Raw genomic sequence first — 25,668 nt, forward strand, 5'->3', positions numbered from 1 at the left:
TTGATTAATACTCTTCATCTATTGGCGATAGAACTTGAATTTTAGTAACTTTAACAATATGAGGCTCTTACATGCAGTTAGATATAAAGCACTGGGCCATGCTCAAGGCCATTGATGAAACAGAAACGTTGCGTCAAGCAGCCTATCTGCTGAATATTACGCAATCGGCATTAAGCCATCGTTTAGCTGAAGCTGAAAAGCGCTTAGGGGGGTTAATATTTGAAAGGGAAGGCCGCAGGTTAAGACAAACGCCCGCCGGAAGAGCATTAACGCAAACAGCCAATCAAATTATCCCTACACTGCAACGTGCTGAGTTTGATTTTCAGCAGTTGACGGCGAATAAAACGACCGTTGTTCGTTTTGGTGTCGCAGCCTACAGTTGTTATTACTGGTTGCCGGCTTTTTTGAATCAATTGTCTAAACAAGAGCCGGGCATTCAATTGGAATTGGTGGCATCTGCCACTCAATATCCTTTACAGAGCCTTCAAGATGGTACGGTCGATGTTGTCCTAGCGCCTGGGCATTTACCTGTGCCGGGAATTGACGCCATTCCCGTTTTTGATGATGAACTGGTTCTAGTAACGCCGATTAAGCATAAACTGACGAACAAAAAATTTATTGAAGCCCGAGACCTAGAAGGTGAAGATTACCTAACATATAGTAAATCGGCGCAACCTGGGTTCGAATATGAACGTTTTATTCGGCCTTCAGAGGTAGTGCCTCATTTGGTGACGGTTGTTGAAGTAACAGACGCTATTATCGAGTTAATCGCTGCGGGGTTTGGCGTCAGTATTCTTTCTAAGTGGGCTGTTCAGTCTGCGGTTAAAAACCAGCGTATTAGTGTGATGAGTTTAGGTGAGCATAAGCTTGTTTTGGGTTGGTCTGCACTGGTTCGAAAGTCAGAACCTAGCCAATCTGCTGCAAGGGTTGTTTCACAAAATTTGTCTGAATGGTTTGAGATTTAACTCGTCAATTCGAAAGAAAAACAGATGACTACCTCCCATAACTAAAACTTTGCTTAATAACCAATATTGCATGGCTGTCATAAATAATTCTTTTGATTGACTTATTTGATTCACAATTCTTAACCATAGTCTTTAGCACAACTTAGAGATTAGAGTTTTGTAATTGATATGTCGAAAAAAGTGATTTTGGTGGTGCTAGATGGCCTTAATTATGTAACAGCAAAAAACTGCATGGGTTTTTTGTCTGGCTTAATTGAGCAAAAAATAGCAACGCTATACCGTGTACCTTGTGAGTTACCTTCTATGTCTAGGCCGCTTTATGAAGCCATCTTGACCGGAGTGGCGCCAGTACATAGCGGTATTGTAAATAATCATATTGTTCGCAATTCTAATCAGCACAGTGTTTTTAGCTTGGCCCGAGATTCAGGGCTGACCACTGCGGCCGCCGCTTATCATTGGTTTAGTGAGCTCTATAATCGCAGCCCTTACGATGCGGTACGAGATCGTTTTACGAACGACTCAACTCAGATGATTCAGAACGCCATTTTCTATTCTCAAGACACTTATCCCGATAGTCATTTGTATCTCGATGCCGAATGGCTTCGGCGTACTTATGACCCTGATTTTCTTCTCGTACATCCGATGAATATCGATGACGCAGGTCACCGTGCTGGTTTAGACAGTGCGCATTACCGAAATACAGCCCGCCATTCAGACTTCCATTTATCTAACTATTTATTGCCGTGGATTGAGGCAGACTACCAAGTAATGGTGACGGCTGATCACGGAATGAATAACGATAAAAGTCACGGCGGCACGTTGATTGAAGAGCGTGATGTCCCCTTGTATGTCATTGGCGACGGCTTTACTCACGATGAGAGTGCCGTGCCTGGCCAGCTTGAAATCTGTGGAACTGTGTGTGAGCTGCTGGGTATAAAAAATCATGGAAAACCTATCGCTGACAAATTACTAGTCGATGAGATCAGCTTATGACGTTAGCCATTTATGATTTAGATGAGACGTTATTGGCGGGTGATAGTTGCACGTTATTCTGTGAATATTTAGTTGAGATTGGTTTAGCCGATGACGACTTTATACAGCGTGATGCTCAAATGATGACGCGCTATGAAGAACAAACCTTAGACCTAAATGACTATATCCGCTTCTTAGTTGAACCCGTACTGCAACTAAAAACCACAGATATTGATCTACTAATGCCGAGGTTTCTTGACCAGTATATTGTTCCTAACTTATATCCGGAAGCCATCCAGATGCTTGTGCAACATAAGCAGCAAGGTTTACGCCAGGTGATTATTTCTGCGACCGTTGAATTTATTGTCAATACTATTGCCAAGCAATTAGGTATTGATGATGTTCTAGCGATTCAGCTTCACGTGAATAATCAACGGTACACCGGTGAAGTGTCCGGTATACCAACCTTTCGAGAAGGTAAAGTCGAACGTCTAATGAATTGGATGGCAGAGCAACGAGAAACATTAGAGGGAGCGCTGTTTTACAGCGATTCGATCAACGACCTACCTTTACTCGAAAAAATAGAATTTCCAATAGCTACAAATCCCGATCAACCGCTTATAGAAATTGCGATTAAGCGTAATTGGCCAGTAGTCCAATGGACTGCGCCAAATGTTAACGACGTACAGTGAACTTAAAGTCAACCTTAGAACGATAGGAGCAATACATGTCTAAATACATCATCGCAGGTGCAATCGCACTGGTAGCGGGTAACGCAATGGCAGCATGTCCGGCTTTAACTGGACCTGATCAAGGCGGTGCTTACCCTCATTTGTTTGAAAAAACAGAATTTGAGAATTTGCAAAGCTGTACATTGAGCTTCAGTGAAAACCCTGCCATCGGTCAATTAAATAGCTTAATTGCCGGTAACCCAGCATTACTGCCCTTAGCGCAACGTTTGCCACAAGAGCCATTGATCATCGCGCCTTATGAAAGCATTGGTCAATATGGCGGGGTTTTAAACGGTATATCAAAGGCTACAGAGTCAGGCACATCTGATTTATTGTCTGTTCGTCACGTGAACTTAGTGCGTTTTAGTGATGACTTAGCAACAGTCGTTCCAAATGTTGCGAAGTCTTGGGGCTGGAATGCTGACTTTACCGTGTTAAAGGTGAATCTACGAAAAGGCCATAAATGGTCGGATGGGTCTGCTTTCACCGCTGAAGATATTGCTTTTTGGTACAACAATATTTTGATGGATAACAATGTCATTGAAAAGCCGAAAGATCGATTTTTATCTGCTGGTAAAGCCGTTAAAGTTGAAGCGTTAAGTGACACAACGGTTCAGTTTACTATGAATGAACCGGCGCCAGGTTATCTTGATAATTTTGCTCAAGATTATGCTCAACCATTTCTTCCTAAGCATCTGTTAGAGAATTTTCACCCAGAGTTCAATGCCGATGCCGATAAGCTAGCGAAGTCCTTAGGCTTTGATAACGGTTATGCCCTTATAAATTTCTATTACGGTCAATCTGACTGGAAAGATATTCCAACGCCATTGTTGAAGGATGCCGCTGCGGCAGAACGTTTAGTTGAAGCGGGCTTTACCGCAATTATGCCGACTCTTGAATCTTACTTGGTTGTTGAGGAGTCGCTAGAGAAACGTCGTTTAGTTGCTAACCCATATTTCTACCAAACAGATACGGCGGGTAATCAGCTACCCTATATCAACGAAATTAATGAAGTGTATATCGGTGATGAAGACATTCAAACGGCTAAGTTAATTGCTGGTGAAGTTGACTACAAAGCACAAGCTGTGAACTTACCGCAAGCCCCTGTTTTATTGGAAAACAAAGACTTAGGTAAATATGAAGTGTATTTGCGTCCAACCATTGCACAGACCACCATTGCATTTAACTTAACGGATAAAGACTTAGAGAAGCGTGCGATATTTAATGACGTTAAGTTCCGCCGTGCTATGTCAATTGCCATGGATCGTGATCAGATTAACGAAATAGCTTATTTCGGACTGGGTGCACCCACTCAATATACTGGCTTTGATGCAGACACAACGCCATTTATTACAGAAAAACAAAAAACCAGTTGGATTCAATTCGATCAAAAAGCAGCTCGTAAGTTATTAGATAAAGCAGGCGTTAAAGATCAAGACGGTGATGGTTTCCGAGATTTACCTTCGGGTAAAAAGTTCGAACTTAACATTCAGTATGCGACGCAGGGTACACCTTCTGAAGTGGTAGAAATTATTGCTAAAAGTTGGACCGATGTTGGTGTTAAAACCACGATTAAAGAAGTGACCTCTGATGAATACCGTAACTCTCAAAGCGCGAATGATTTAAGTGTTCTAAGTTGGGTAATGGGTCGTCCGTTAACTAACATTGCAAGTAATATTGAAACCTTAGTCCCTCCGTACGGTAGTTTCTTTGACCTTCGTACCGGTATGTTGTGGTCACAATATCTTGATAGCAATGGCGCCGAAGGTGTAGCGCCGCCTGCTACGGTTGCTGAAATGAAAAAGTTAACTGATCGTTTTGTTACGTTAAAAGCGGGTAGTGATGAGTCTAATAAGCTTGGCGTAAAAATAGCCGATAGAGTGATTGATGACTTGTTTATTATGGGCACCGTGAAGGCGGTATCTCCTGTCTACCGTAGCAATGCGCTCGCAAACTTCGAAGTGCCAAAAACATCTTCTTATGAGTTCTATCGTATGTATCCATACCTACCAGCACAATGGTATTTCAAAAATTAGTATTGATTGAAGGCTTAAGGAGGAGGGCATTTGTCCTCCTCTATTTTTGGTTTCAGTTTACTAATCAAATACTCATTTTGGGCATTCGATTAGTAAATCAACTTATTCAATAAGTTTAAAATCGGAGATTTATCGTGGTCTTTCAGTTTTTATCAAACACTTGGTTGCTATGGGTCCTGCTCAGTATTGGTGGTGTGCTCTGGTGGAATGGACGCGACAGCCAGTACTTTAGATATGTGCTTAATCGTTACTTGTTGGCTCTGGTGGCTTTATTTCTGGTTAGCGCCATTGTGTTTTCTCTAATGGAAGTTCTGCCGGGCGATTGTGCTGAAAAGTACATTGCCTACAAAAACACCCAAGGCGAAATGATTACCGAAGCCGATATTCAAGCTGAACGAGTTCGAATGGGGTTAGATAAGTCGCTCCCTGAACGTTGGGGGCGATGGGTAACTAATCTTACCTTACGGGGCGATATGGGTTTTAGTTGTGCTAAGCGCCAATCGGTTAATTTGGCATTAGGCGATCGGTTTTGGATGAGCTTTATGTTCTGCATCGCGGCGTTAATTTTTTCTTATGTCATAGCCGTCCCGTTCGGGATCTTATCTGCCTTTACGATCAACAAACCTTGGATTGACAAAAATCCGCAACATACCAAGTTTCAACAGTTTAGAAGTACTGCTCTTTTGAGTTTGCAAAAATCTCTCGATTTGCTACTGCGTATTGTCAGTTATCTTGGGTTAGCGCTGCCTAACTTTTTATTGGCATTGACCATTATTTTACTTTACGTATTTGCCGGAAAGCCTATGCCCACTGGTTTGTTTTCTGACCAATGGGCAAATGTTCCTTGGTTTAGTACGCATGGCTTTGAACTCGGAAAGCTGTATGACTTTTTGAGCCATATTTGGTTGCCTATATTTGTCATTGGTTGGTCGGCAACGGCTTTGCAGTTGCAAACGGTGCGAGCATTGGTGGTCGATGAATCAAATAAACTCTATGTCGATGCTGCCCGTGCAAGAGGGGTTGATGGTGTCGCGCTTTGGGCCGGATACCCGGTACGCCATTCGATCAGCCCTTTATTTAACTCGGTCGGATTCGATTTTCAGCGAATTTTTAACGACTTACCTATTGTAGCGATTGTTATTGGCCTTACAGATTCTGCAGCCCTATTAATTGAAGCCTTATCTATGACTAATGATCAGGAGTTAGCTGCGGGCATTTTATTTTTAGTTGCTTTAGTTGTCGTCAGTATGAATTTTATAACCGATATTATACTAGCAGCAGTCGATCCTCGAGTGCGTAAAAGTGTACTGGGGAATGGGTGATGAACGTGTTAATTGAACGCTTTAGACGCAAACCAAAAAATCAAGATAATGATGAGTCTTACTACACTGCAGGTCAACTCGCGCTGATTAAATCGCGTTTTAAGAAAAAAACTTCAGGTGTGGCTGCCGCGTGGATTCTCGGAGTCTTATTATTGATGGGTTTCTTTGCGCCGTTTTTCTCGCCTTCAGATCCAACGATTCGCGGCATAGACAGTGAATACCGACGCGGCTCGCCACAAGGTGTTTATTTTTGGGATGAAAACGGATTCTCAATAAGGCCGTTTACTTATACCTATAAAAAAGTGGATAGCAAAATAGATCTTAAATCTCTCGCAGGAGGCGGTCTTGCTGCTTTAGATGCGTTAACTGCCAGCGGTGCATTATCATCATCTAATCAAAACAAGTTCGAGGTGAACGAAACAGAGCGACGTTATATTAAGTTTTTTATTAAAGGTTGGGATTATAGTGTCATTAATCTAAATACCGTTGGTTTGAAATTAGATATACGCTGGGATCGACACTTATTTGGAGTTGAGCAAGGCCAGATACATTTGATGGGTACGGATGAAGATGGCAAAGATATTTTTAGTCGCACACTGCATGCTATTTGGGTCACCATAAGCATTGCCATAGTTGCGTTGATTGTGAAACTGTTTGTGTCTTTGCTGGTCGGTGGCACCAGTGGTTATTTTGGTGGCCGAGTGGACACAATTCTAATGAGCTTAACCGAGGCGGTACGAGTGATTCCGCCTATTCCTATTTACCTTGCCTGCGCAGTAGCCCTTGCTCAGATCGATTTAACTGCCGTGCAACGGTACTTTGCCATCGCCGTCGTCATTGGCGCGCTTGATTTTGCTGCCCTTGCCCGACGGTTACGTACACACATTCTGACTGAGCGGAATCAAGATTACGTGTTAGCTGCACAACTTTGCGGTTCAAGCACAACTCGCATTATTTGGCGCCATATGATTCCGAGTTTTACCAGCTATATCATTGTTGATACCTTGATTAATTTTCCCTACGTTATTTTAGCGGAAACGAGCCTCAGTTTTCTTGGTTTAGGGTTAACTGAACCCGTAAACAGTTTAGGTGTTTTACTTCAGAAGGCACAAGACCCGGATATTCAACAAAATATGGTTTGGCAATTTTTCCCAGTGTTGGTTTTTGTATTCCTAATTATGGCGTTTGTATTTATAGGTGATGCGCTACGTGATGCCGCAGACCCTTACTCGGAGAAGAAATAATGTCGACGACTCCTAATTTATTAGAACTTCGAAACCTAACGATAGATTTTCATACCGATGAAGGTATGTTGCGTGCAGTGGACAACCTAAACCTGAGCATTCGTCCAGGTGAGGTAATGGGTTTAGTAGGAGAAAGCGGTTCCGGAAAATCAATAACGGCTAAAAGTATTATGCGCCTTGCGCCAGGCAACGCCGTTGTTCAAAGTCCTAGTCAAATTATCTTGAATCACAATGATCAACATGTGCAAGTGCTCAAATTAAAAAATAAAGATCTAGGGTTGGTCCGAGGTGGCGCAGTATCTATGATCTTTCAAGAACCGATGGCTAGCTTTGCACCGGCTATTAGGATCAGTGATCAAATTATTCAAACCATGCAGATTCACTTGGGCTATGACAAGCAGCAAGCGCGTCGCGCGGGTATCGAGTTATTTGAGCGTGTAGGTATTGTTGATCCTGCTAAGCGTTTTGAACAGTATGTTTTTGAGCTTTCAGGCGGGATGCGTCAACGCGCCATGATTGCCATGGCGCTGTCGACCAAACCGAAATTATTGATAGCCGATGAACCTACCACCGCATTAGATGTCACTATTCAAGCGCAAGTTTTAGAGCTCATGATGGAACTGCGTGAACAAATGGGCATGTCTATGCTCTTTATCACGCATGACTTAGGTGTGGTGTCTAAAATTGCTGATAATGTCACGGTGATGCAGCGGGGTAAGGTTGTTGAAGCTGGTTCATCCGAGCAGGTTCTGTTCAGCCCTCAACACAGTTATACAAAACGACTACTGGATGCGTTACCGCACCTTGAAAATTTACCCGAGGCGCCTGAACATACGCCAGCCCCGTTATTGTCTATTCGAGATTTATCAATTAGTTACCCTAGCTCGGCTAACAATCGGAAAGCGGAATGCTTTAAAGCTGTCAATAATGTCAGTTTAGATTTACCCGAAGGGCAGATTATTGGCTTGGTGGGTGAAAGTGGTTCGGGTAAAACGTCTTTAGGCAAGGCAATACTCGGGGCTGCGCCTATTAGTTCTGGTGAAGTTGAATATTATCACACTAAGAAAAAAGTGAAGTTTGGGGCAACGAAAGCGGTTAAACGTAAACGTTTAGCACGTACAGCTCAGTTGGTATTCCAAGACCCATACAGTTCGTTAAACCCTCGTATGACGGTTAGAGATATTATTGCCGAGCCACTTGAAGCAATGAAACTAACCAAGTCTCGTGCAGAAACTGATCAAAGAGTAATTGAAGTTGCTAAACGATGTCATCTTGATGTGACTCATTTACGCCGTTTTCCTCATGCGTTTTCTGGTGGACAGCGGCAACGAATTAGCATTGCGAGAGCATTGGTTTGTGAACCGAAATTCATTGTTGCCGATGAGTCGGTCGCTGCATTAGATGTATCAATTCAAGCGGAAATTCTGAACTTATTAAAAGAACTAAAAAATGAACTTGGATTGACTATTTTATTCATTTCTCATGATCTTAGTGTTATTGCAAACCTATGTGATTGGGTTTGTGTCATGCGAACAGGTGAGTTGTTAGAGCAAGGAACGGTAAGACAAATATTTCTTGATCCCCAGCAGCCTTATACGCAGAAACTCGTATCGTCGATCCCTTTACTTAATTCGACGCAGGGGCGGCTTCAAATGAAAGCAGCTGCGGTTGGGTAATGTGTGAGCTTATTATTAAAGTTCTCGTATCGCTATGAAACTAAACAGTATGGATTATTCGATGGCTGAAATACGGTCATTTAATGCAACGTTACAGGCAGGCAGCTTTACCCGCGCAGCTGAATTGTTGGGTGTAAGTCAACCCGCCATAACTGCTCAAATCCGTAAGCTGGAATCTCGTTTTGACGATCCATTATTAGAGCGGTTTAGTCGAGGGGTTCGAGCAACAGACCTTGGTAATCAGCTGCACCAAATTACCCGTCAGTATCACGACTTAGACATGGCGATAGAGGTTTTATCTAATCCCACCTTGAGTCCAGATAATATTACACTGAAAATTGCCAACGCTTCATCAATTATTTTTATGCCACTCATTGCAGAATTCAGTCGAAGGTATCCATTGGCGACACTTAAAATTCGTTCGGTTACGACCTCTGAATGCCAATCTTTAGTCCTTAATCGAGAGGCAGATATTGGTCTGTTTCCGTTAACTCATGAGAGTAGTCAGCTTTCACAGCTGGCATTTTCTTCGCATAAATTGGTTGCTTTACTGCGTCCAGATCACGTCTTGGCAAGCCGACGTTGTATCTCGTTAAAGGAATTATCAGCTCACACTTTAATTTTCTATAAGCCAGAATCCCGCACACAACAATTGTTAGAAGAAATGCTTGTTCGTCATCAACTTAAAATAACCAGCAATGTCATCGTAGATTCACGTTTAGATATGTCAGAGGCGGTGTTTAATGGGTTGGGCTTAGGGTTTGCGTTGGAGCAAGATCTTCGCCCTGATCCTCGGCTAATTAAACTCCCCATTTCCGAAGCAATCGATGAAGTGATAGAGCATGTTGTTTGGATGAAAAACCGTCGTACGCTGCCGGGCATTCGTGAATTTATTATGTTCGCGTTAGAGCAGCGTAGCGTAATGTTATCAAAAGAAAAAATATGTAACTTTCAAAAGGTCAACAGGAGCCAAAATGAAACAAATTGAGACAGCAGTACAACCTTGGTTGTTAACCCCAGGGCCTATTAATACCAGCATGAGTGTGAAACAAGAAATGCTACATGATTGGGGCTCTTGGGATGATGATTTTAAAGTGTTAACCAAAATAGTCTGTGATCAATTGGTACGTTTTGTAGATGATCAGGATGCGTTTGTGTGTATACCCATGCAAGGCAGTGGCACTTTTGCTGTTGAAGCAACGTTAGGCACATTAATAGATCCGAACAGCAATTCTTTGGTGCTGATTAATGGTGCTTATGGTCAACGTATGACCAAGATACTCGACTATATGGGTCGTCGCTATGTGACTCTAGATAAAGGTGATTATGAACCACCGCGCGGTGAAGAGGTCGCTGGCATTTTGGAGCAGAACCCAGATATTGACCAAGTACTGGTAGTTCATTGTGAAACCAGTTCTGGGATTTTGAATCCATTGGCTGAAATAGCCGAAGTTGTTGAGCGTAAAGGTCGACGTTTAATTATTGATTCAATGAGTGCCTTCGGTGCGGTTGAATTAAATTGCAAAACTGCTCGTTTTGATGCCGTGATATCTTCGGCCAATAAGTGTTTTGAAGGCGTACCCGGATTCGGCTTTGTGCTCGTACGTAAGACCATGCTGGATGAATGCAAAGGCAACGCGCATTCGTTGAGTCTAGATTTATATGATCAATGGCAATATTTAGAAAAAACAGGACAATGGCGCTTTACGCCGCCCACACATATTGTTGCAGCCTTTAATCAAGCATTAAAGGAACATAAAGAAGAAGGAGGCATCGCTGGTCGGTTCGCGCGCTATAGTCGAAATCAGCAACGACTTGTCACGGGTATGCGTGCGATTGGTTTTAAAACCTTACTGGCGGATCAATGGTTATCTCCCATCATCGTCACGTTCTTCTCACCCAATCATGCAAACTTTAACTTTCAACGCTTTTACGATTTATTAAAAGCACATAACTTTATTATCTATCCAGGTAAATTGACCCAGGCAGAAAGCTTTAGAGTTGGGTGTATTGGGCAATTGTTTGACGAGCAAATAGATGGACTCCTCGAAGCAATGTCAGCTGTTTTAAAAGAAATGAATATTCCAGATGGTAATCCAAACCGTTAACGACAAGTAACCAGCGATTTTCACGCTGCTAAGGGAAAATTATGTACCGTTATGAACGACAATATGTAGGTCCATTGCAAGCGATAATTATGGACTGGGCCGGCACCACCGTCGACTTTGGGTCAATGGCGCCGATTCGTGCTTTTCAAGCTTTGTTTGCCAGCCATGGGGTGCCCATTTCTGAGCAAGAGGCTCGTGAGCCAATGGGTGTTGAAAAACGCGAGCATATTCGCCAGCTTTGCGCCATGCCTCGTATTCAATCCGCATGGCTTGACGCAAAGAATAGTGCGACAACCCAAGACGATATCGACTCGATGTACGATGAATTTGTGCCATTACAGATTGCAGCTATTGCAGAAACAGCGGTATTGATCCCTGGCCTTTTAGACACCTTGGCGTGGGCAAATAACAAAGGCATCAATGTAGGGGCGAATACAGGTTACGCTGATATAATGATTGAAGGCTTACTTGAGCGTGCGGCGTCACAAGGTTACACACCAGACTCAAATGTTTGCGCAACTCAAGTACCTAAAGGCCGACCATACCCGTATATGGCAATGATGAATGCCATAGAATTGGGTGTTGAGAATCTCTGCGCTTGCGTAAAAATAGATGATACCTTAACAGGTATAGATGAAGGTTTAAACGCAGGTATGTGGACTATCGGAGTTGCGATCAGCGGTAATGAAGTCGGCATGAGCATGGATGATTGGAATAGCCTGAATGAAGCGAAGCAATCTGAACTTCGTTTAAAGGCGCATCAGCGTTTTCGTTCTGCCGGAGCTCATTATGTTGTTGATACTATTGCCGATGTTGTGCCCGTGCTTGAAAGTATTGAGCTGCGTCTTGCTTCGGGTGAAAAGCCTTAAATTTTAATGAATATGCATTCACACTTTCTTTTGCGGCTATTTACTAGCCGTTTTTAGGCTCTTGTTGTGCCAAAGAAGCGAAAAGTATCAATCTAGGTTCTTCTAATCAATCTTGCTAAATAATTTGGTTATTCTGGCTAATTTTATGTCTATGTTGCTCATAGCGCGCCATTTCAAGCCAGTTTAACATTGGCACGATCTTCGCTTATGAAAATTAACTTTAAGAAACCTTATTTACCAAGGACAATGGATCAATAAACTTTCGATCTACGGTCATTTCAGATCTTCCGATATTGTCAATGGGTCTTTCTTATATCAAAAATAAAAGGCATTAATATGAAATTTTGGCAAAAATCGGTTGCGATTGTGATAATTTTTCTTGCAACTTCGGGCGCAATCGCGCTTATGAAAAGTAGCTCTGATACAGGTTTAACAGAAACTAGAATTGAATCAACCACACCCGTGCAAACACTGCGCCTTAGTTTGCAGCCGCATCAGGCAGAAATACGATTATTGGGGAAAGTTGAGCCCGAGCAAACTAGAAATGTAGCTTCTGAGCTCTCAGCTGAAGTGATTTCTGTGAATGTAAAGGCAGGGGATTATTTTGAGCACGGGGATTTGCTGCTCACACTCGATGCTTTCCATGTAACGCTTTCTGTGGCGCAAGCCAAAGCAGATATCGCAGACATAGAAACTCGCATTGCTCTACATAACGCTCAGCAAAACTTAACTACTCAAGCAATAAAGGTAGAAAGCTCCCAGTTGGCGTTACTAGTAGAGCGGTTAAAACAACAACGCGCTGTCAATGCTTCACAACAAACCTTAGCTGATTTAGAACAGCAAATAGCGCGTCAAAACTTAGCGGTCATGCAGGCAAAGGTTTCACTAACCTCAGCACCTCTGACGTTAAAGCAACTTCAGTTACAACGAGAGAAGTTAGAGTTGGCATTAAGCAGTGCAGAAAATCAGCTGTCCAAAGCGTCAGTATTTGCACCCTTTGCCGGGCAAGTGGCCTCATTGGAGACTAGTGAAGGCCAAACAGTCAATCCAGGCAGTGCTCTAATGACTCTGGTCTCGAATGAAAATATGCGTGTTAAAACGTCTTTGCCGTTACATTTGGCGTCCGTACGAAAAGGACTTGTGGGCTTTGCCGGTCAACAGTTTAAAAAATCCAAGGTTGCATTCAGTTACGGTGACGCACAGTTACTTCCTGGTACTGCAGGTTTAAACAGTTGGTTTAGTTTGGAAGATGACGAGCAATGGATTACTGGAGAAATAGTAGAGCTTGTCCTAGAAACTCCATCTCAAGTGAATACGCTAAAAATTCCAGTGAGCGCATTGTTTCAAGATAAATGGATTTATTCCGTTGATGAGGAACAACGGTTATCCTCTATTGAGGTAGCGCTTCTTGGTCGAGTTCGTGAAGACAATAAAGATTGGTTAATTGTTGCGCCGTCAGTAAGTGAGTTTCCTGAATCGAGAATATTAGTAACTCGGTTAAAAAATCCAACGTCAGGGCTAAAAATATTTGAACGAGGTATTGACCCAGCGCCCGAGGACGAAAGTAAAGAAGTAGAAGAAACCCAAGCACAGCAAGATAGTGAGTCTGACCAATGAGAACAATTAATGATCGTGGCTTACTTGCCTATTTTAGCCAACATCGTGTGGCATCCAATTTAGTGATGATAATGGTTCTTTTGGCTGGCCTCGTTGCGTTAAAACAACTTCATACCCAACTTATGCCAGATTTAACCATACCCGCTGTACAGGTTGATACGAGTTGGCCGGAAACCAGTGTTCGTACTGTGGAAAAATCTTTAACAACCCCTCTTGAGTCGGGTTTGCGTAATCTAAAAGGTGTGGAAGAGGCATGGAGTTGGTCAAGCGCAGGCTCTAGTTCAATCTACCTGCGTTATAAGATGAATGTAAACCCTGAAGATGCACTCGAAGAGGTCAATCGGTTTGTGGCCAATTTTAGGCTTCCGGAAGGTGCCGAGAAACCAAAAGCGAAAGCCGACGAATTTTCTGAAGAAGTTTTTTCTATTTTGTTGTCTACGGAAGGGCCGGTCACCGAACTACGTCCATTAGTTCAGCAATTTAAAAATGATTTACTTGGCCGAGGCATTGCTTCAATAGATGTTGCAGGTTTTCCGATTGAAGAAATTAAAGTTGAAACACAGAGTTATGAACTTGTTCAACGTAATCTTACCATTGATGAGCTTGCGCAAGGTATCGCGCTCGCAAATCAAAATAGCCGCGGTGGAGTACTTCGATCAAATACCACGTCTATTGCCGTATCGACTGAGAATGATATTGATTCGATTGATGCATATGGAGCGATTAGCCTCAATAATTACGCACCTGTGGATAGTTTTAGTTCAGTCGTTCGCGAAAATACAGACGGCATACGGGAGTATGTATTAGAAGAAAAATCCGCAGTCCGCCTTATGATTTATAGGTCTGATGAAATAGATAGCTTGAATACCAGTGATATTATTAGGCAATGGATTGCCGAAATAGAGCCTAACTTACCCAAAGGTGTCGAATTAACCGTATGGTGGGATTTATCTGAAATTGTCCAAGGTAACCTCGATATGTTAATAAGTAATGGGTTAGTTGGATTACTTCTAGTCGTTGTTATTTTATTTTTGTTTCTAAATAGGCAAGTAGCTTGGTGGAGTGCTGTGGGAATTCCTGTTTCTATTGCCGGAACATTTATGCTGCTCTTTGGGAGCGGCGGCACAATTAACTTTTTATCTGTGTTTGCGTTTTTAATGGCGCTAGGAATCATTGTTGATGATGCCATTGTGGTGGGTGAGGAAACCGTAACTCAAATAGAAAAAGGTAAGTCAGCAAGAGAAGCCTCTTTGATTGCAGCAAAACGAATGTTTGCCCCGATTATTGCTAGCTCATTGACAACTATTGCAGCATTTTTCCCTTTGCTGTTGTTGCCTGGTCCTTTTGGTGAAATGCTACGTCCTGTTCCGGTGGTGATTATTGCCGTTATTATCGCTTCACTTATAGAGTGCTTTCTTGTCTTACCAGCTCATTTGAATCACAGCTTGTCTAAACGTTCGAAAGTGAGAAGTGTATTTCGAATAAAAATGGATAACGGCTTTAACAGTTTCAAAGAAAATTACTACCGTCCATTTGTGACCAAAGCTATTCATAATCGCGCCATATCGGTATCTCTCGCGGTAGCACTGTGTGTGATTGCTTATGCGATGCCAATCATGGGAACCGTACCGTTTTCCCCAGAGTTAGAGATCGAAGATAATATGGTGACGGCATGGGTTGAATTCCATGAGGGCACGAGCTCAACCGTTATTGATGACTATACTCGCGAATTAAAAGAATCGCTGGAAAAAACAAATATCGTGTTTTCTAGTGAAGGTAACCCAATTGTGCTGCAAGTTTACGAGATTTTTAGTGCAGAAGAAGGGTTTACTCAAGTACAAGCAAGATTAATTGATCGAGATGATAGAGCTGTTTCAAATTCAGACTTTTTGAAAGAGTGGGGGTCTCATATTGACTCGGGTCCAGAAGTCAAAAAAGTCTCTATTAATCAAGACAGTTCATCCGCTTCGCAAGGTAGTCGAATTAGTTTCTTTTTGGCGGGGCGAGAGTTAGATAACCTAGTTCAGGCAACTGAGGCATTGAAACGGAAATTACAGTCTTATGACTACTTAAGCGACGTTAAGGATGATTTACCAAGTGGCAATGATGAAATTATTTTTCACCTTAATGCCATCGGAAAACGAACAGGGTTAACCGAAGCAATGGTGGCTAATCAGCTGCGACAGGCATTAGTGGGTAGTCAAGCAGAACAAATTAATCAGAACGATGCCAACATTAATGTTGTTGTTCGTTTAACTCAAAATTTATACCAGTCAAGTGCAGGCTTACAAGATATCCCTATTAAAACACCAAACAATGAGCTGATCCGCTTTGGTGATATTGCTGACATTCAAAGCCGCAAAGGGGTCGGTACGCTTTTCCACGATAATGGACAGTTGGGTGTGCGCGTCAGTGCCGCCTTGCTTGATGAAAATGCCAATGCCAGTAAGTTATCTAAACAAATATTGCAAGATGATGTTACTCCGCTACTAAGGCAGTACGGTCTACAGGCTGAAATTCAAGGCAGCGCACGTGACATCGATGAAATGATCGGTAACCTTCAACTAGCCGCGCTGGCGAGTATTGGGCTCATCTACTTTATCCTTGTTTGGGTTTTTAGTAGTTATACCTGGCCGTTAGCCGTTATGGCCGCAATACCATTTGGCTTAACCGGTGCTATTTTGGGGCATTGGTTTTTAGGTATGAATTTGACCTTCTTGTCTTTTTTCGGACTGTTCGGTCTTTCGGGTATCATTATTAATGACTCAATCATTTTGATTAATCGTTATCAAGAGTTACGAGAGGAAGGATTAGATGTTAATGCAGCAATAATTGATGCTAGTTGCCAACGTTTGCGGGCTGTACTGCTGACATCAATTACCACCGTTGGCGGGCTTATCCCTTTGTTGTTATCTAACTCTATTCAAGCGCAACTTGTTCAAAGCATGGCGGCATCTTTGGCCTTTGGTATTACCTACGGCACTGTGTTGGTATTACTTGTGATTCCTTGTTTGCTGACTTACATCGAGAGTGGACTTGTAAGAGTAGAGCGATTTAAGCTCTGGTTGAAAGCGCGGGTGGCCTAAAGCATCTGCGTGGTTTAAAGATGGCGACCTATTTGGATCATTGTCATTGCTTTAATGGTTAGGCTGACTCGATTATTAACTTCCATCCTTCTAAATAAATTTTCTACGTGTTTTTTTACCGTTCCCTCACTGATATTGAAGGCCAATGCAATTTGTTTATTTGACTTTCCGCGTGCAATTAACGCCAATACATCGCCTTCTCTCGGTGTAATGCCAAGCACTTGATATTGTTCTGTAATGATACCCATGTAAGTTTCTACCATGGGTCGATTCTCTGTTTCGCTATGGTTGTCCTTTTGCAATATCCTGTAAAAAGGGAATACGCAGCGTGCGACATGATTTAACAGACTCCGTTCGTTTTCTGTAAAACCCCATGTTGCGCGGTTAACAGACAGGCCGGTAACGTAGCCATTCTCGACGAAACCGACGGAAAGTTGATCCTCAGTGTGTAGGTGTTTGTACAAATACTGGTAGAGCTCAAGGTTCTGGAATTCCGACCGGGTAAGAAAGTCAGATATGCTTTGTGCATTCGCGTTACCGGAATGAACCGCCCTAGCGATGACTGGGTGCTGAGATGCATATCGGTTAAATAGTTGGATAGATTCGTTAACGTCTACGTCTTTGTCACTGATATCAACCACTGTGGCGGTCGCGGTTGTAGTGGTAAATAAATCCGACTTCAGTTCTGTCCAAGCACAGGATGACGACTCCACCATTGCCCCTACACCATATACAACGCATTGCCTAAGAGCCTGAGCGTTTGGTGCGTTATGGGCTTCTTCAATTAGCAGCAAAACTTGCTGAAGTTGAGTTGCAGTCAGTGTGCTTTGCAAAACCTTACCTCTGAATATTGAGTGTTGAAAATGCTTGAGCATACGTATTAAGACGTATTGTCCGGCTGCCGTTAGCGCCTTATTCTCTAAAGGTACTAAAAATATTAAACAAGATAACAAACAATCAGATTTTATATGATTAACACGTTCAATATCAGATCAAAGTGAATAATTGTGACCAAGTCGGACTATTAAACGTCATCTATAGCCTAGATATTTGGTCATAGTCGTCAGTCGTCGTTAATCAAATAAACAGCAGATCAGCAACGGATCATTAAGGAATGACGATTATGATTAACTCGCTTTCTGGTAATTCCATTAAATTAGAGGCTATTTTAAATAACCTCCTACTCCTAATCGTAGTCACAGTCAGTGGACTGACTTTCGCGGCAACGCCTCCTGAATTTGAAATGCCTTTCAATTTACCGATGGCACCCAATACCCGCGTTGTCGATGTTGCCCAATACTCTGTTGGCGATATACAAGAGGCGAATGGGTCACTTGCTACCAAAGATACTGCTAGGAACGTCTTAAAATTTTATCAGGAAGAACTTGAAGCAGCTGGCTTTCACATTTTTAGTAGAACCGATAAAGAAAGTCGAATTAGCTTTGCAGCCAAACGCGGAGAGGGTGATTATTTTAGCCTCTCCAGTAGTACCAAAAGTTACCTAGATGTGGAAGAAGGTGAAACTGAACTGCGCATCATTGTACGTTATGCGCCTTAACTGAATAGACATCGGTTTCAAGCCTGACTAACGCTGACGAAGGACGTCGTAACATTTAAAGGAAATAAATTATGTATAGACTTAAAGTGCTAATTAGACCGCTATTGATGGCCACAGCATTGTTCGGCCTTTTGGCTTGTGGCGGTAGCGGCAATGAAGATAGTTCCTCCGCAAGCAATGATGCAACCTTAGCGCAGCTAACTTTCTCCGCTGGTATGATCAGCCCTGAGTTTGCACCGGATACTACTGACTATACCGTTATTACGGGAAAAGCCTTCAGCACATTGACCGCAACACCCACTCAAGCTAACGCCACGGTTACGATTAACGAAACCCCATCCTCTGGGCCAGCAAGCAGCCCAATTGAACTCGATGCAGGTGAAACAGAAGTCACTGTGACTGTCACCGCGCCAGATGGAACCAGCAGCCAAGTTTATACCGTCATATTAGCTCGGGTTATCTCGTTAGAGCTACTCGACCCCACACCTGGCGCGAATGATAAATTCGGTTATCAGGTGGTCATACTAGGTAATGGCAATATTGTTGTCAGTGATTCGCAGGATTCCAGTCGATTTGCCAATAATGGCGCTGTTCATTTGTACAGTCCATTGTCATCCACGCCCATTGGCAGTGTTTATGGTGACGCAGGAGGGGATCAGCTCGGATCTACCCGTATTACTGCGCTGCCTAATAGCCATTATGTTGTTACTTCAGCAATTGATAACGAAAACGGTGTCGTCGACGTTGGCTCAGTACGGTTAGTTGATGGCCGTTCAGGAATGCAAATTGGTAGCACGTTAGCAGGGCATGTAGCATATGACTATTTAGGCTCTAGTAGTATTACTGCGCTGAGTAATAATTATTACGTTGTTGCCTCAGCAGACGAAGACGTAAATGGTATCGCCAATGCAGGCTCGGTTCGGTTGATGAATGGCAATACCGGTATTCAAATAGGAAGCATAATCGCAGGGAATACAACCAACGATTCTTTAGGTTTTGACAGTGTAACCGAACTCCCAAATGGCAACTATGTTATCGCCTCCGCATATGATGATGAAAACGGCATCGTTGATGCAGGTTCTGTGCGCTTGGTAGATGGCCTTACTGGAGAACAAATAGGAAGTATGTTAACGGGTGATGCGCTTGCTGACCGTTTAGGGGGAAGTAGTATTACAGCCTTGCCCAATGGCCATTATGTGATTGCCTCTAGGCGTGATGATGAAAACGGTGTCGTCGATGCAGGATCAGTTCGTTTGGTTAACGGTAGTACAGGAGAGCAAATAGGCAATGCGTTAGTGGGGAATGTTGAAGGGGATGCTATAGGGGCTAGCGGTGTCACAGCCTTGCCCAATAGTAATTATGTAGTTGCCTCTAGTAGTGATGACGAAAACGGTGTTGTCAATGCGGGTTCAGTGCGTTTGTTCGATGGCAGTACAGGAGAGCAAATAGGCAATGCGATATCGGGGGATGTTGAAAATGATTATCTAGGGGCTAGCGGTGTCACAGCTTTACCCAATGGCAATTATGTAGTTGCCTCTAGGTATGATGATGAAAACGGTGTCGTCGATGCAGGATCAGTTCGTTTGGTTAATGGTAGTACCGGAATCCAAATAGGCAGTACATTAGCAGGGGATACCGAAGATGATTACTTAGGGTTTAGCGACATTATAGCCTTGCCCAATAATCATTATGTTATCGCTTCTGCATACGAAGATGAAAATGGCATTGTTAACGCTGGCACAGTTCGGTTGGTTGATGGAAATACGGGCTTACAGATAGGCAGTGCATTGGCTGGGGATGTAACGGATGATCGTTTTGGCTTTGGTGGCGTTACGTTGCTCTCCAATGGCCATTATGTGATCGCCTCAACAGAATACGATGATGAAAACGGCATTACAGATGCAGGCTCCGTTCGGTTAGTAGATGGTGACAGTGGTTTGCAAATTGGCAGTACATTAGCCGGGGATGATGACTTTGATAATTTGGGCTTCAGTGGTATTACGGCACTGCCGAATGGCAATTATGTCATTGCTTCAGCAGTTGATAGCCATAACGGAATCTCTAGTGCTGGTTCAGTGTTGCTGGTGGATGGCAATACAGGTGCGCAATTAGGCAACGCCATCACCGGCACCTTTGTAAGTGATATGAGAAACGTTCACATCACTCACCCCGAACACGATGCATATTATATCGTGGCCCAGCCATTTGCGGATAAAAGCGGTCAGGTAGATGCCGGAATGGTTCGTATGGTTGTTCCATAATTCATAATATTTTTTATTAAAAAAATATGTAACAGAAATTAAAAATAAATTTATTTAAAGGAGACAAGGAATGTTAACTCATCAAAGTAAATTAATAACGGGTCTACTGTTTATGATAACGGCCATTTTACTTGCCTGTTCTGGCGGCGGAGGTGCCGATGACGATGGCGGTAGCCCACCATCCTCCTCCTTTATTTTAACCGATCCAACCCCCGGAGATGATGATAGTTTCGGATCTCAGGTTGTGATTCTTGGTAATGGCAATATTGTGATTACCGATCCAGGTGACTCTTCAGTAGACGACGGTAATAATGGTGCTGTTCATCTATATGAAACAGAAACCCATGCATTGATCGGCAGTATTTACGGGGACTCCAATAATGACCGACTAGGATCCGGTGGTATATCGGCATTAGGCAATAACTTTATTATTATTTCACCGCAGGACGATAACGGCACTGAATTAAACGTCGGTTCAGTTCGCTTAATAAATGGTATAACCGGCGAGCAGATTAATGCAGTGGTTGGAAATGATGCAAGCGATCAACTTGGTTCAGATGGTGTCACCTTATTGGCCAATGATAATTACGTAATAATATCACCGGCCGAGCGTAACAGTGGGCTTGCCAATGCTGGCTCAGTCCGGTTAATCGATGGCAGTACTGGCTTGCAAACTAGCGCTCTATTTGGCGACCAATCCAATGATGCCATTGGGTCTGACGGCGTCACAGTTTTAGATAATGGCAACTACGTTGTCGTGTCATCCGCAGATAATAATGGACTGATAAGCAATGCCGGCTCAGTCCGACTAATGAACGGCATCACCGGTGTACAAATTAGCGTACTGGAAGGCGATGCAGCTAACCTTGCTTTGGGAGGTAGTGGTGTTAAAGCTCTGAGCAATAACAATTACGTTGTCGCTTCACCCAATGATTCGGCGGGTGGTTTGATATCATCCGGTTCCGTCCGGCTATTTAACGGCAGCACAGGTGCGCAAATTAATGCGCTATTGGGTGATGAAACAGGCGATCGATTTGGTAGTGAAGTTTTTACACTCACAAATGATAATTACGTCATTCTTTCGCCTGATGACAATGACGGAGCTCTCAACAATGTCGGCTCTATCGGCCTAGTAAATGGTACGACGGGTGTTCTCATTAATGACTTTATGGGTAATGCCAGCGAAGATTCCCTAGGCTTGCGTCGAACTGGAATTACGTTAGCGCAAAAAAAGGCAGGCACTGCATTGAGTAATAATAACTTCGTCGTTGTTTCAACATTTGATGACGATGGATTGAATGACGATTCTGGTTCGGTACGGTTGTTTAATGGCGATACAGGCGTACAAATTAATGTTTTATACGGAGATCAAACTGAAGACCAACTCGGCAGTGAAGGCGTGACAGCCTTACCTAATGGTCATTATGTAGTTGGCTCCGCACTAGATGATGATGGCGTTACTGTCGATGTAGGCTCAGTACGGCTCATGAACGGCTCTACTGGCGATGCTATTGGTACGGTACTCTACGGTGATCAAGCAGAAGATCATGTCGCCAGTGATGCCATTGTTGCCTTAGCTAACAATAATTACGTGGTTGCGTCTCCCGAAGACGATAATGGCGTAATAGAGGATGCAGGTTCCGTGCGTTTAGTTAACGGTAGCACGGGCGTGCAAATCAGTGAGTTGTTAGGTGATCAAATGGATGATCGCCTTGCCGATAACTTATTGCGAGGGGGTTCAGGCATTGTTGCTTTAGGTAATAGCAACTACGTAATTTTATCGCGATTTGACGACGAAGGCGGCATTATAAATGCAGGTACCGCACGCCTAATGAATGGCGTCACCGGAACGCAAATAAATAATTTGGCAGGTTCTACTTTCTCGGATTTAGCATCCGGTAGTGTTGATCCAAATGTAACCGCTCCAGATGACGGCAGTTTCTACTTGCTCGCTGCGCCAAGATGGGATAACAACGGTGATAGCGATGCTGGGTTTGTACATTTAATTACACCCTAAATCTTAAAACGTGGCGTGACATAAGCATAGTTTCAATCAAAGCAGCCAACAGGGCTGCTTTTTTTAAACTGCGTTATAAGGTCGGAGGTACAAATGAATTCATGTGTTATTTTTAAAACTATCGGCCATTAGGTTTTTGCCAATAGGTAAGTGTTCGCCAAAGCCACTCTAGTGGTCCATAGCGAAAACTCTCCAACCATAAGGGTGACCATGTAAGCTGTAATGCCCAAATGCATAAGACAATGAGTAGTTGTTGCCAACGCTCAACTGAGCCGAATAAGCCTAAGCCAAAACCATAAAATATAAAGGTACAAATTATTGATTGGCTTATATAGTTGGTAAATGCCATTCGGCCAACATAGGCTAAGCGTTTAGTGACGGCAGCAAACCATTGTTTTTGAACAACCAGTGCAAGCAGTTGGGCATAGCCAATTGCTACAAACACACTGCCAATATAGTTAAATTGCATGCCTCTGAATTGAGAGTAAGAAAATGCCCAGTCATGCTGGAAGTTAAAAAATAACCCATAGATGGTAAATGAAAAACCAATCAGCAAGTTAACTAAACCTTTTTTTAATAAATCACTCGGTGCATAGCGCCCAGTAAATAACCCTTGCTTATAGAGTGCCATGCCAATCAGCATTAACCCGCCTACGCGCCCCAAACCATAATAAAGTACGCCAAAGGTTTGCATGAACCATGCATTTTCAGTTCTCAGTGAGAACTGTTGCGACCAAACCCCCGTCATTGATAACAGTTTACTGCTTGTTTCTTCGCGAGTGGGTGCCCAGTCGGTTGCCATGTCGGCAACTTCATCAGGGGTCATGTAGTTTAAGCTAACTTGGATTAACTCAGTGAAGCCCCAGCCAATTGTTAGAAAAATAATGCCAACAATCCAAAGTGTTTTGATGGTTCTGTTGCGAAATGAGTAAAACACAAAGCCGCAGGCCGCATACATAAAGAGAATATCACCTGACCAAATTAAATGGCCATGAATAAAACCAAACAGCAAAAGCCAAAACATGCGCCGTGCATGGGTAGCGAACGCTTTGTTGCCACGGGCGACAAGGTTGTCACTGAATACTAAGATACCCACGCCAAAAAGCATGGAAAACAACGCCATAAATTTTGAATCAAATAGTAAATGCGAGACCATCCAAACCAACTTATTAATGCCGTTGAAATCGCCATAAGCTGTTGGGTTGGTGTAGGCCGCTTCAGGCATTGCAAAAGATTGAATGTTCATTACAAGAATACCCAGCAGGGCGAAACCCCGTATGATGTCTAGGCTTTGAATGCGGGTGTTTGATGTTTCTGCCAAATGTGAGTTCACTTAAGTTCCTTTTTGGTTTAGCTCGCGGTATTGTAACACTCCATGCTGTCAAGATGACTAAGTTGCTTTGTTATTGTGAACAGCAACACAAGTATTTGTCCTTACTTCATTGAGCAAAATTAGAGAATGTGAATGTACACACCAAACAGTTTAAAAATGAATGACATAAAAGAACAGCATGACTTTATAGATGAATTTGGCTTTGGGTTAATTATATCGTCTTCGCTTAATGGCACGCATATCCCCTTTGTTCTGCATCGAGAAGAGGGTGAATATGGCACACTATACGCGCATTGCGCGAAAGCAAACCCGCATTGGAAAGAACTTGATCAATCTGAAGTTCTAATTGTTTTCAGTGGTCCGCACAGTTATATCTCGCCTAGCTGGTATGCCAAGGCGCCCGGCGTCCCTACTTGGAATTACGCGGCGGTACATGGCTACGGAATAGTCTCTTTGTTAAACAATAAAGAAACACTCGATACAGTAGAAGAAGTGGTTGAAAAGTATGAACCGGGCTTGTTGGTTGAGCGAGATATTATAACCGATGACTATAGAGATAAATTATTGGGTGCCATAGTGGGTTTTAAAATTGAGCTGACAAAAATAGAAGGCAAATTAAAACTCGGCCAACAGCGCTCGAATGAAGATCAGCAGGGCGTCTACAGTGCGCTTTCAAACTCTACTGGTTTAGATCAGCAGGCATTAGCCGATTATATGAAAAAGCTTAATTTAGGGTTAGGCGCTTCTTAAACGTGCTCTCTATTGCGAGCCAGCTACAAACTATGTGACTTAATTGCTGTCATCTAAATGACTTTGCCTTACGTATAACAAGAAAAAGGGAATAGTGAACGATGATGAATCCTATGCAAAATCTTCCCAGCGCCAAGCACGCGCTGATTGTTGCCATTGTCAGTGCAGGGTTGTTGACCTTGGCTATCCACCTGTTACGGCCATTTGCTGTTTCACCGGCGTTATTGCCTGATGCGGGTGCTGCATGGTATTACTGGAAGTTACCCAACCCCGATTTTATGAGCCGCTTTACCGCTTGGGGTGGTTATATATTGCATCAGGTCTTCATGTGGGGGCTTATTCTCTATGCCCAGCGTAGCGGTTTAAAGTACTCTAAGAAATTACACCCGCTTAACTACCTAGCTTTGCTAGGTACCCTAGGTTTTATTATCTTGCATTGGGTGCAGAGCGCTATTTGGTACGACGGCTTAGCACAAGACACCTCGGTCTTCAGTTCGCAGGGTTCGGTCATTGTGTTGTTGGTGATGGTGTTGGTCATGGAGAACAACCGGCGTGGTCTGTTCTGGGGCAAAAAAATACCGATGATGGATGAACCTGGGCGTGTCTTTAAACGCTATCACGGTTATGTTTTTGCTTGGGCGACTATTTATACCTTTTGGTTCCACCCGATGGAAAATTCTTCCGGCCATTTAGTTGGTTTTTTCTATATGTTTTTGCTGATGACGCAAGGTGCGTTGATGTTTACCAATATGCACGTCAATAAATACTGGAAAGCCACGCTAGAAGTGTTTGTGCTGTTCCATGGTACGGCGGTGGCGTTTATGTTGGGTCAAGAAATTTGGCCCATGTTCTTTTTCGGGTTCTTTGGCATGTTTATCATTACTCAAATGCATGGTCTGGGTTTAAAAGAACACACCAAGTGGTTTTTCTTAGCGGTTTATCTAATCGCCATGGTGGTCATATATTCTGACCGAGGTTTTGGCATGATTAATGAAATCGTTCGCATTCCGTTTATCGAATACTTGTTGGCATTTGTATTTGCCTGTGTAACTTGGTTTGCATTAAAACTGGTGGGCGGTGTTAAAAAACGCAGAATAAGTACTCGAGCTTAACGATTAATCAG

General features: G+C 43.1%; 19 protein-coding genes. 17 read left to right on the top strand and 2 right to left on the bottom strand.

The genetic code is table 11. The annotated features are described in order from the left end of the window. Positions 1-71: 71 nt before the first annotated feature. From ACI882_RS04135 to ACI882_RS04190, 12 genes are all read left to right on the top strand, one after another. Complete coding sequence (locus ACI882_RS04135; RefSeq protein ID WP_411744560.1) at positions 72-965, top strand: LysR family transcriptional regulator; 894 nt, start codon at positions 72-74, stop codon at positions 963-965. Positions 966-1,133: 168 nt separating this feature from the next. Next, positions 1,134-1,958: an alkaline phosphatase family protein gene (locus tag ACI882_RS04140; protein WP_411744561.1), complete on the top strand. Its 825-nt coding sequence runs from the start codon at positions 1,134-1,136 to the stop codon at positions 1,956-1,958. Continuing rightward, positions 1,955-2,629: an HAD family hydrolase gene (locus ACI882_RS04145; RefSeq protein ID WP_411744562.1), complete on the top strand. Its 675-nt coding sequence runs from the start codon at positions 1,955-1,957 to the stop codon at positions 2,627-2,629. Before ACI882_RS04140 ends, ACI882_RS04145 begins: the two co-directional genes overlap by 4 nt. Before the next feature lie 35 nt (positions 2,630-2,664). Beyond that, positions 2,665-4,704, top strand: a complete 2,040-nt coding sequence (locus ACI882_RS04150) for an ABC transporter substrate-binding protein (protein ID WP_411744563.1) — start codon at positions 2,665-2,667, stop codon at positions 4,702-4,704. A gap of 134 nt (positions 4,705-4,838) precedes the next feature. After that, positions 4,839-6,026, top strand: a complete 1,188-nt coding sequence (locus tag ACI882_RS04155; protein ID WP_411746459.1) for an ABC transporter permease — start codon at positions 4,839-4,841, stop codon at positions 6,024-6,026. Next, positions 6,026-7,270 (top strand): ABC transporter permease, encoded by a 1,245-nt coding sequence (locus ACI882_RS04160; RefSeq protein WP_411746458.1) that lies wholly within the window; start codon positions 6,026-6,028, stop codon positions 7,268-7,270. The genes ACI882_RS04155 and ACI882_RS04160 overlap by 1 nt, the downstream gene beginning before the upstream one ends. Next, positions 7,270-8,946 carry a dipeptide ABC transporter ATP-binding protein gene (locus tag ACI882_RS04165; RefSeq protein ID WP_411743976.1) on the top strand — a complete coding sequence of 559 codons (1,677 nt, stop codon included), beginning with the start codon at positions 7,270-7,272 and terminating at the stop codon, positions 8,944-8,946. The genes ACI882_RS04160 and ACI882_RS04165 overlap by 1 nt, the downstream gene beginning before the upstream one ends. Before the next feature lie 61 nt (positions 8,947-9,007). Next, complete coding sequence (locus ACI882_RS04170; RefSeq protein WP_411743975.1) at positions 9,008-9,934, top strand: LysR family transcriptional regulator; 927 nt, start codon at positions 9,008-9,010, stop codon at positions 9,932-9,934. Further along, positions 9,921-11,054, top strand: coding sequence for a 2-aminoethylphosphonate--pyruvate transaminase (locus ACI882_RS04175; protein WP_411743974.1), 1,134 nt, complete (start codon positions 9,921-9,923; stop codon positions 11,052-11,054). The genes ACI882_RS04170 and ACI882_RS04175 overlap by 14 nt, the downstream gene beginning before the upstream one ends. A 41-nt stretch (positions 11,055-11,095) precedes the next feature. Then, positions 11,096-11,923 (top strand): phosphonoacetaldehyde hydrolase, encoded by an 828-nt coding sequence (gene phnX, locus ACI882_RS04180; RefSeq protein ID WP_411743973.1) that lies wholly within the window; start codon positions 11,096-11,098, stop codon positions 11,921-11,923. Positions 11,924-12,259: 336 nt separating this feature from the next. Further along, positions 12,260-13,540, top strand: a complete 1,281-nt coding sequence (locus tag ACI882_RS04185; RefSeq protein ID WP_411743972.1) for an efflux RND transporter periplasmic adaptor subunit — start codon at positions 12,260-12,262, stop codon at positions 13,538-13,540. Beyond that, the gene (locus ACI882_RS04190; protein WP_411743971.1) at positions 13,537-16,626 is read left to right on the top strand and encodes an efflux RND transporter permease subunit; all 3,090 of its coding nucleotides are present in this window, start codon (positions 13,537-13,539) and stop codon (positions 16,624-16,626) included. Before ACI882_RS04185 ends, ACI882_RS04190 begins: the two co-directional genes overlap by 4 nt. A 14-nt stretch (positions 16,627-16,640) precedes the next feature. On the opposite strand, the gene ACI882_RS04195 is transcribed toward ACI882_RS04190, so the two are convergent. Continuing rightward, a complete protein-coding gene (locus tag ACI882_RS04195; protein ID WP_411743970.1) occupies positions 16,641-17,459 on the bottom strand; it encodes a LuxR C-terminal-related transcriptional regulator in 819 nt (272 codons plus the stop codon). A gap of 290 nt (positions 17,460-17,749) precedes the next feature. On the opposite strand from ACI882_RS04195, the gene ACI882_RS04200 reads away from it, so the two are divergent. From ACI882_RS04200 to ACI882_RS04210, 3 genes are all read left to right on the top strand, one after another. Then, the gene (locus ACI882_RS04200; RefSeq protein ID WP_411743969.1) at positions 17,750-18,184 is read left to right on the top strand and encodes a hypothetical protein; all 435 of its coding nucleotides are present in this window, start codon (positions 17,750-17,752) and stop codon (positions 18,182-18,184) included. Between the two features lie 71 nt (positions 18,185-18,255). After that, the gene (locus tag ACI882_RS04205) at positions 18,256-20,445 is read left to right on the top strand and encodes a WD40 repeat domain-containing protein (protein ID WP_411743968.1); all 2,190 of its coding nucleotides are present in this window, start codon (positions 18,256-18,258) and stop codon (positions 20,443-20,445) included. Positions 20,446-20,515: 70 nt separating this feature from the next. After that, positions 20,516-22,462 (top strand): beta strand repeat-containing protein, encoded by a 1,947-nt coding sequence (locus ACI882_RS04210; protein WP_411743967.1) that lies wholly within the window; start codon positions 20,516-20,518, stop codon positions 22,460-22,462. Positions 22,463-22,580: 118 nt separating this feature from the next. Here the strand turns inward: ACI882_RS04210 and ACI882_RS04215 are convergent, their stop codons facing one another. Continuing rightward, complete coding sequence (locus tag ACI882_RS04215) at positions 22,581-23,795, bottom strand: DUF418 domain-containing protein (RefSeq protein WP_411743966.1); 1,215 nt, start codon at positions 23,793-23,795, stop codon at positions 22,581-22,583. 132 nt (positions 23,796-23,927) lie between these two features. Here ACI882_RS04215 and ACI882_RS04220 point away from each other — a divergent pair, with 132 nt between their 5' ends. Further along, positions 23,928-24,545 carry an FMN-binding negative transcriptional regulator gene (locus tag ACI882_RS04220; protein ID WP_411743965.1) on the top strand — a complete coding sequence of 206 codons (618 nt, stop codon included), beginning with the start codon at positions 23,928-23,930 and terminating at the stop codon, positions 24,543-24,545. Between the two features lie 113 nt (positions 24,546-24,658). Then, positions 24,659-25,657 carry a hypothetical protein gene (locus ACI882_RS04225; protein WP_411743964.1) on the top strand — a complete coding sequence of 333 codons (999 nt, stop codon included), beginning with the start codon at positions 24,659-24,661 and terminating at the stop codon, positions 25,655-25,657. Positions 25,658-25,668: the final 11 nt, after the last annotated feature.

It is taken from the genome of Reinekea sp. (assembly GCF_046710285.1).
Lineage (GTDB): Bacteria > Pseudomonadota > Gammaproteobacteria > Pseudomonadales > Natronospirillaceae > Reinekea.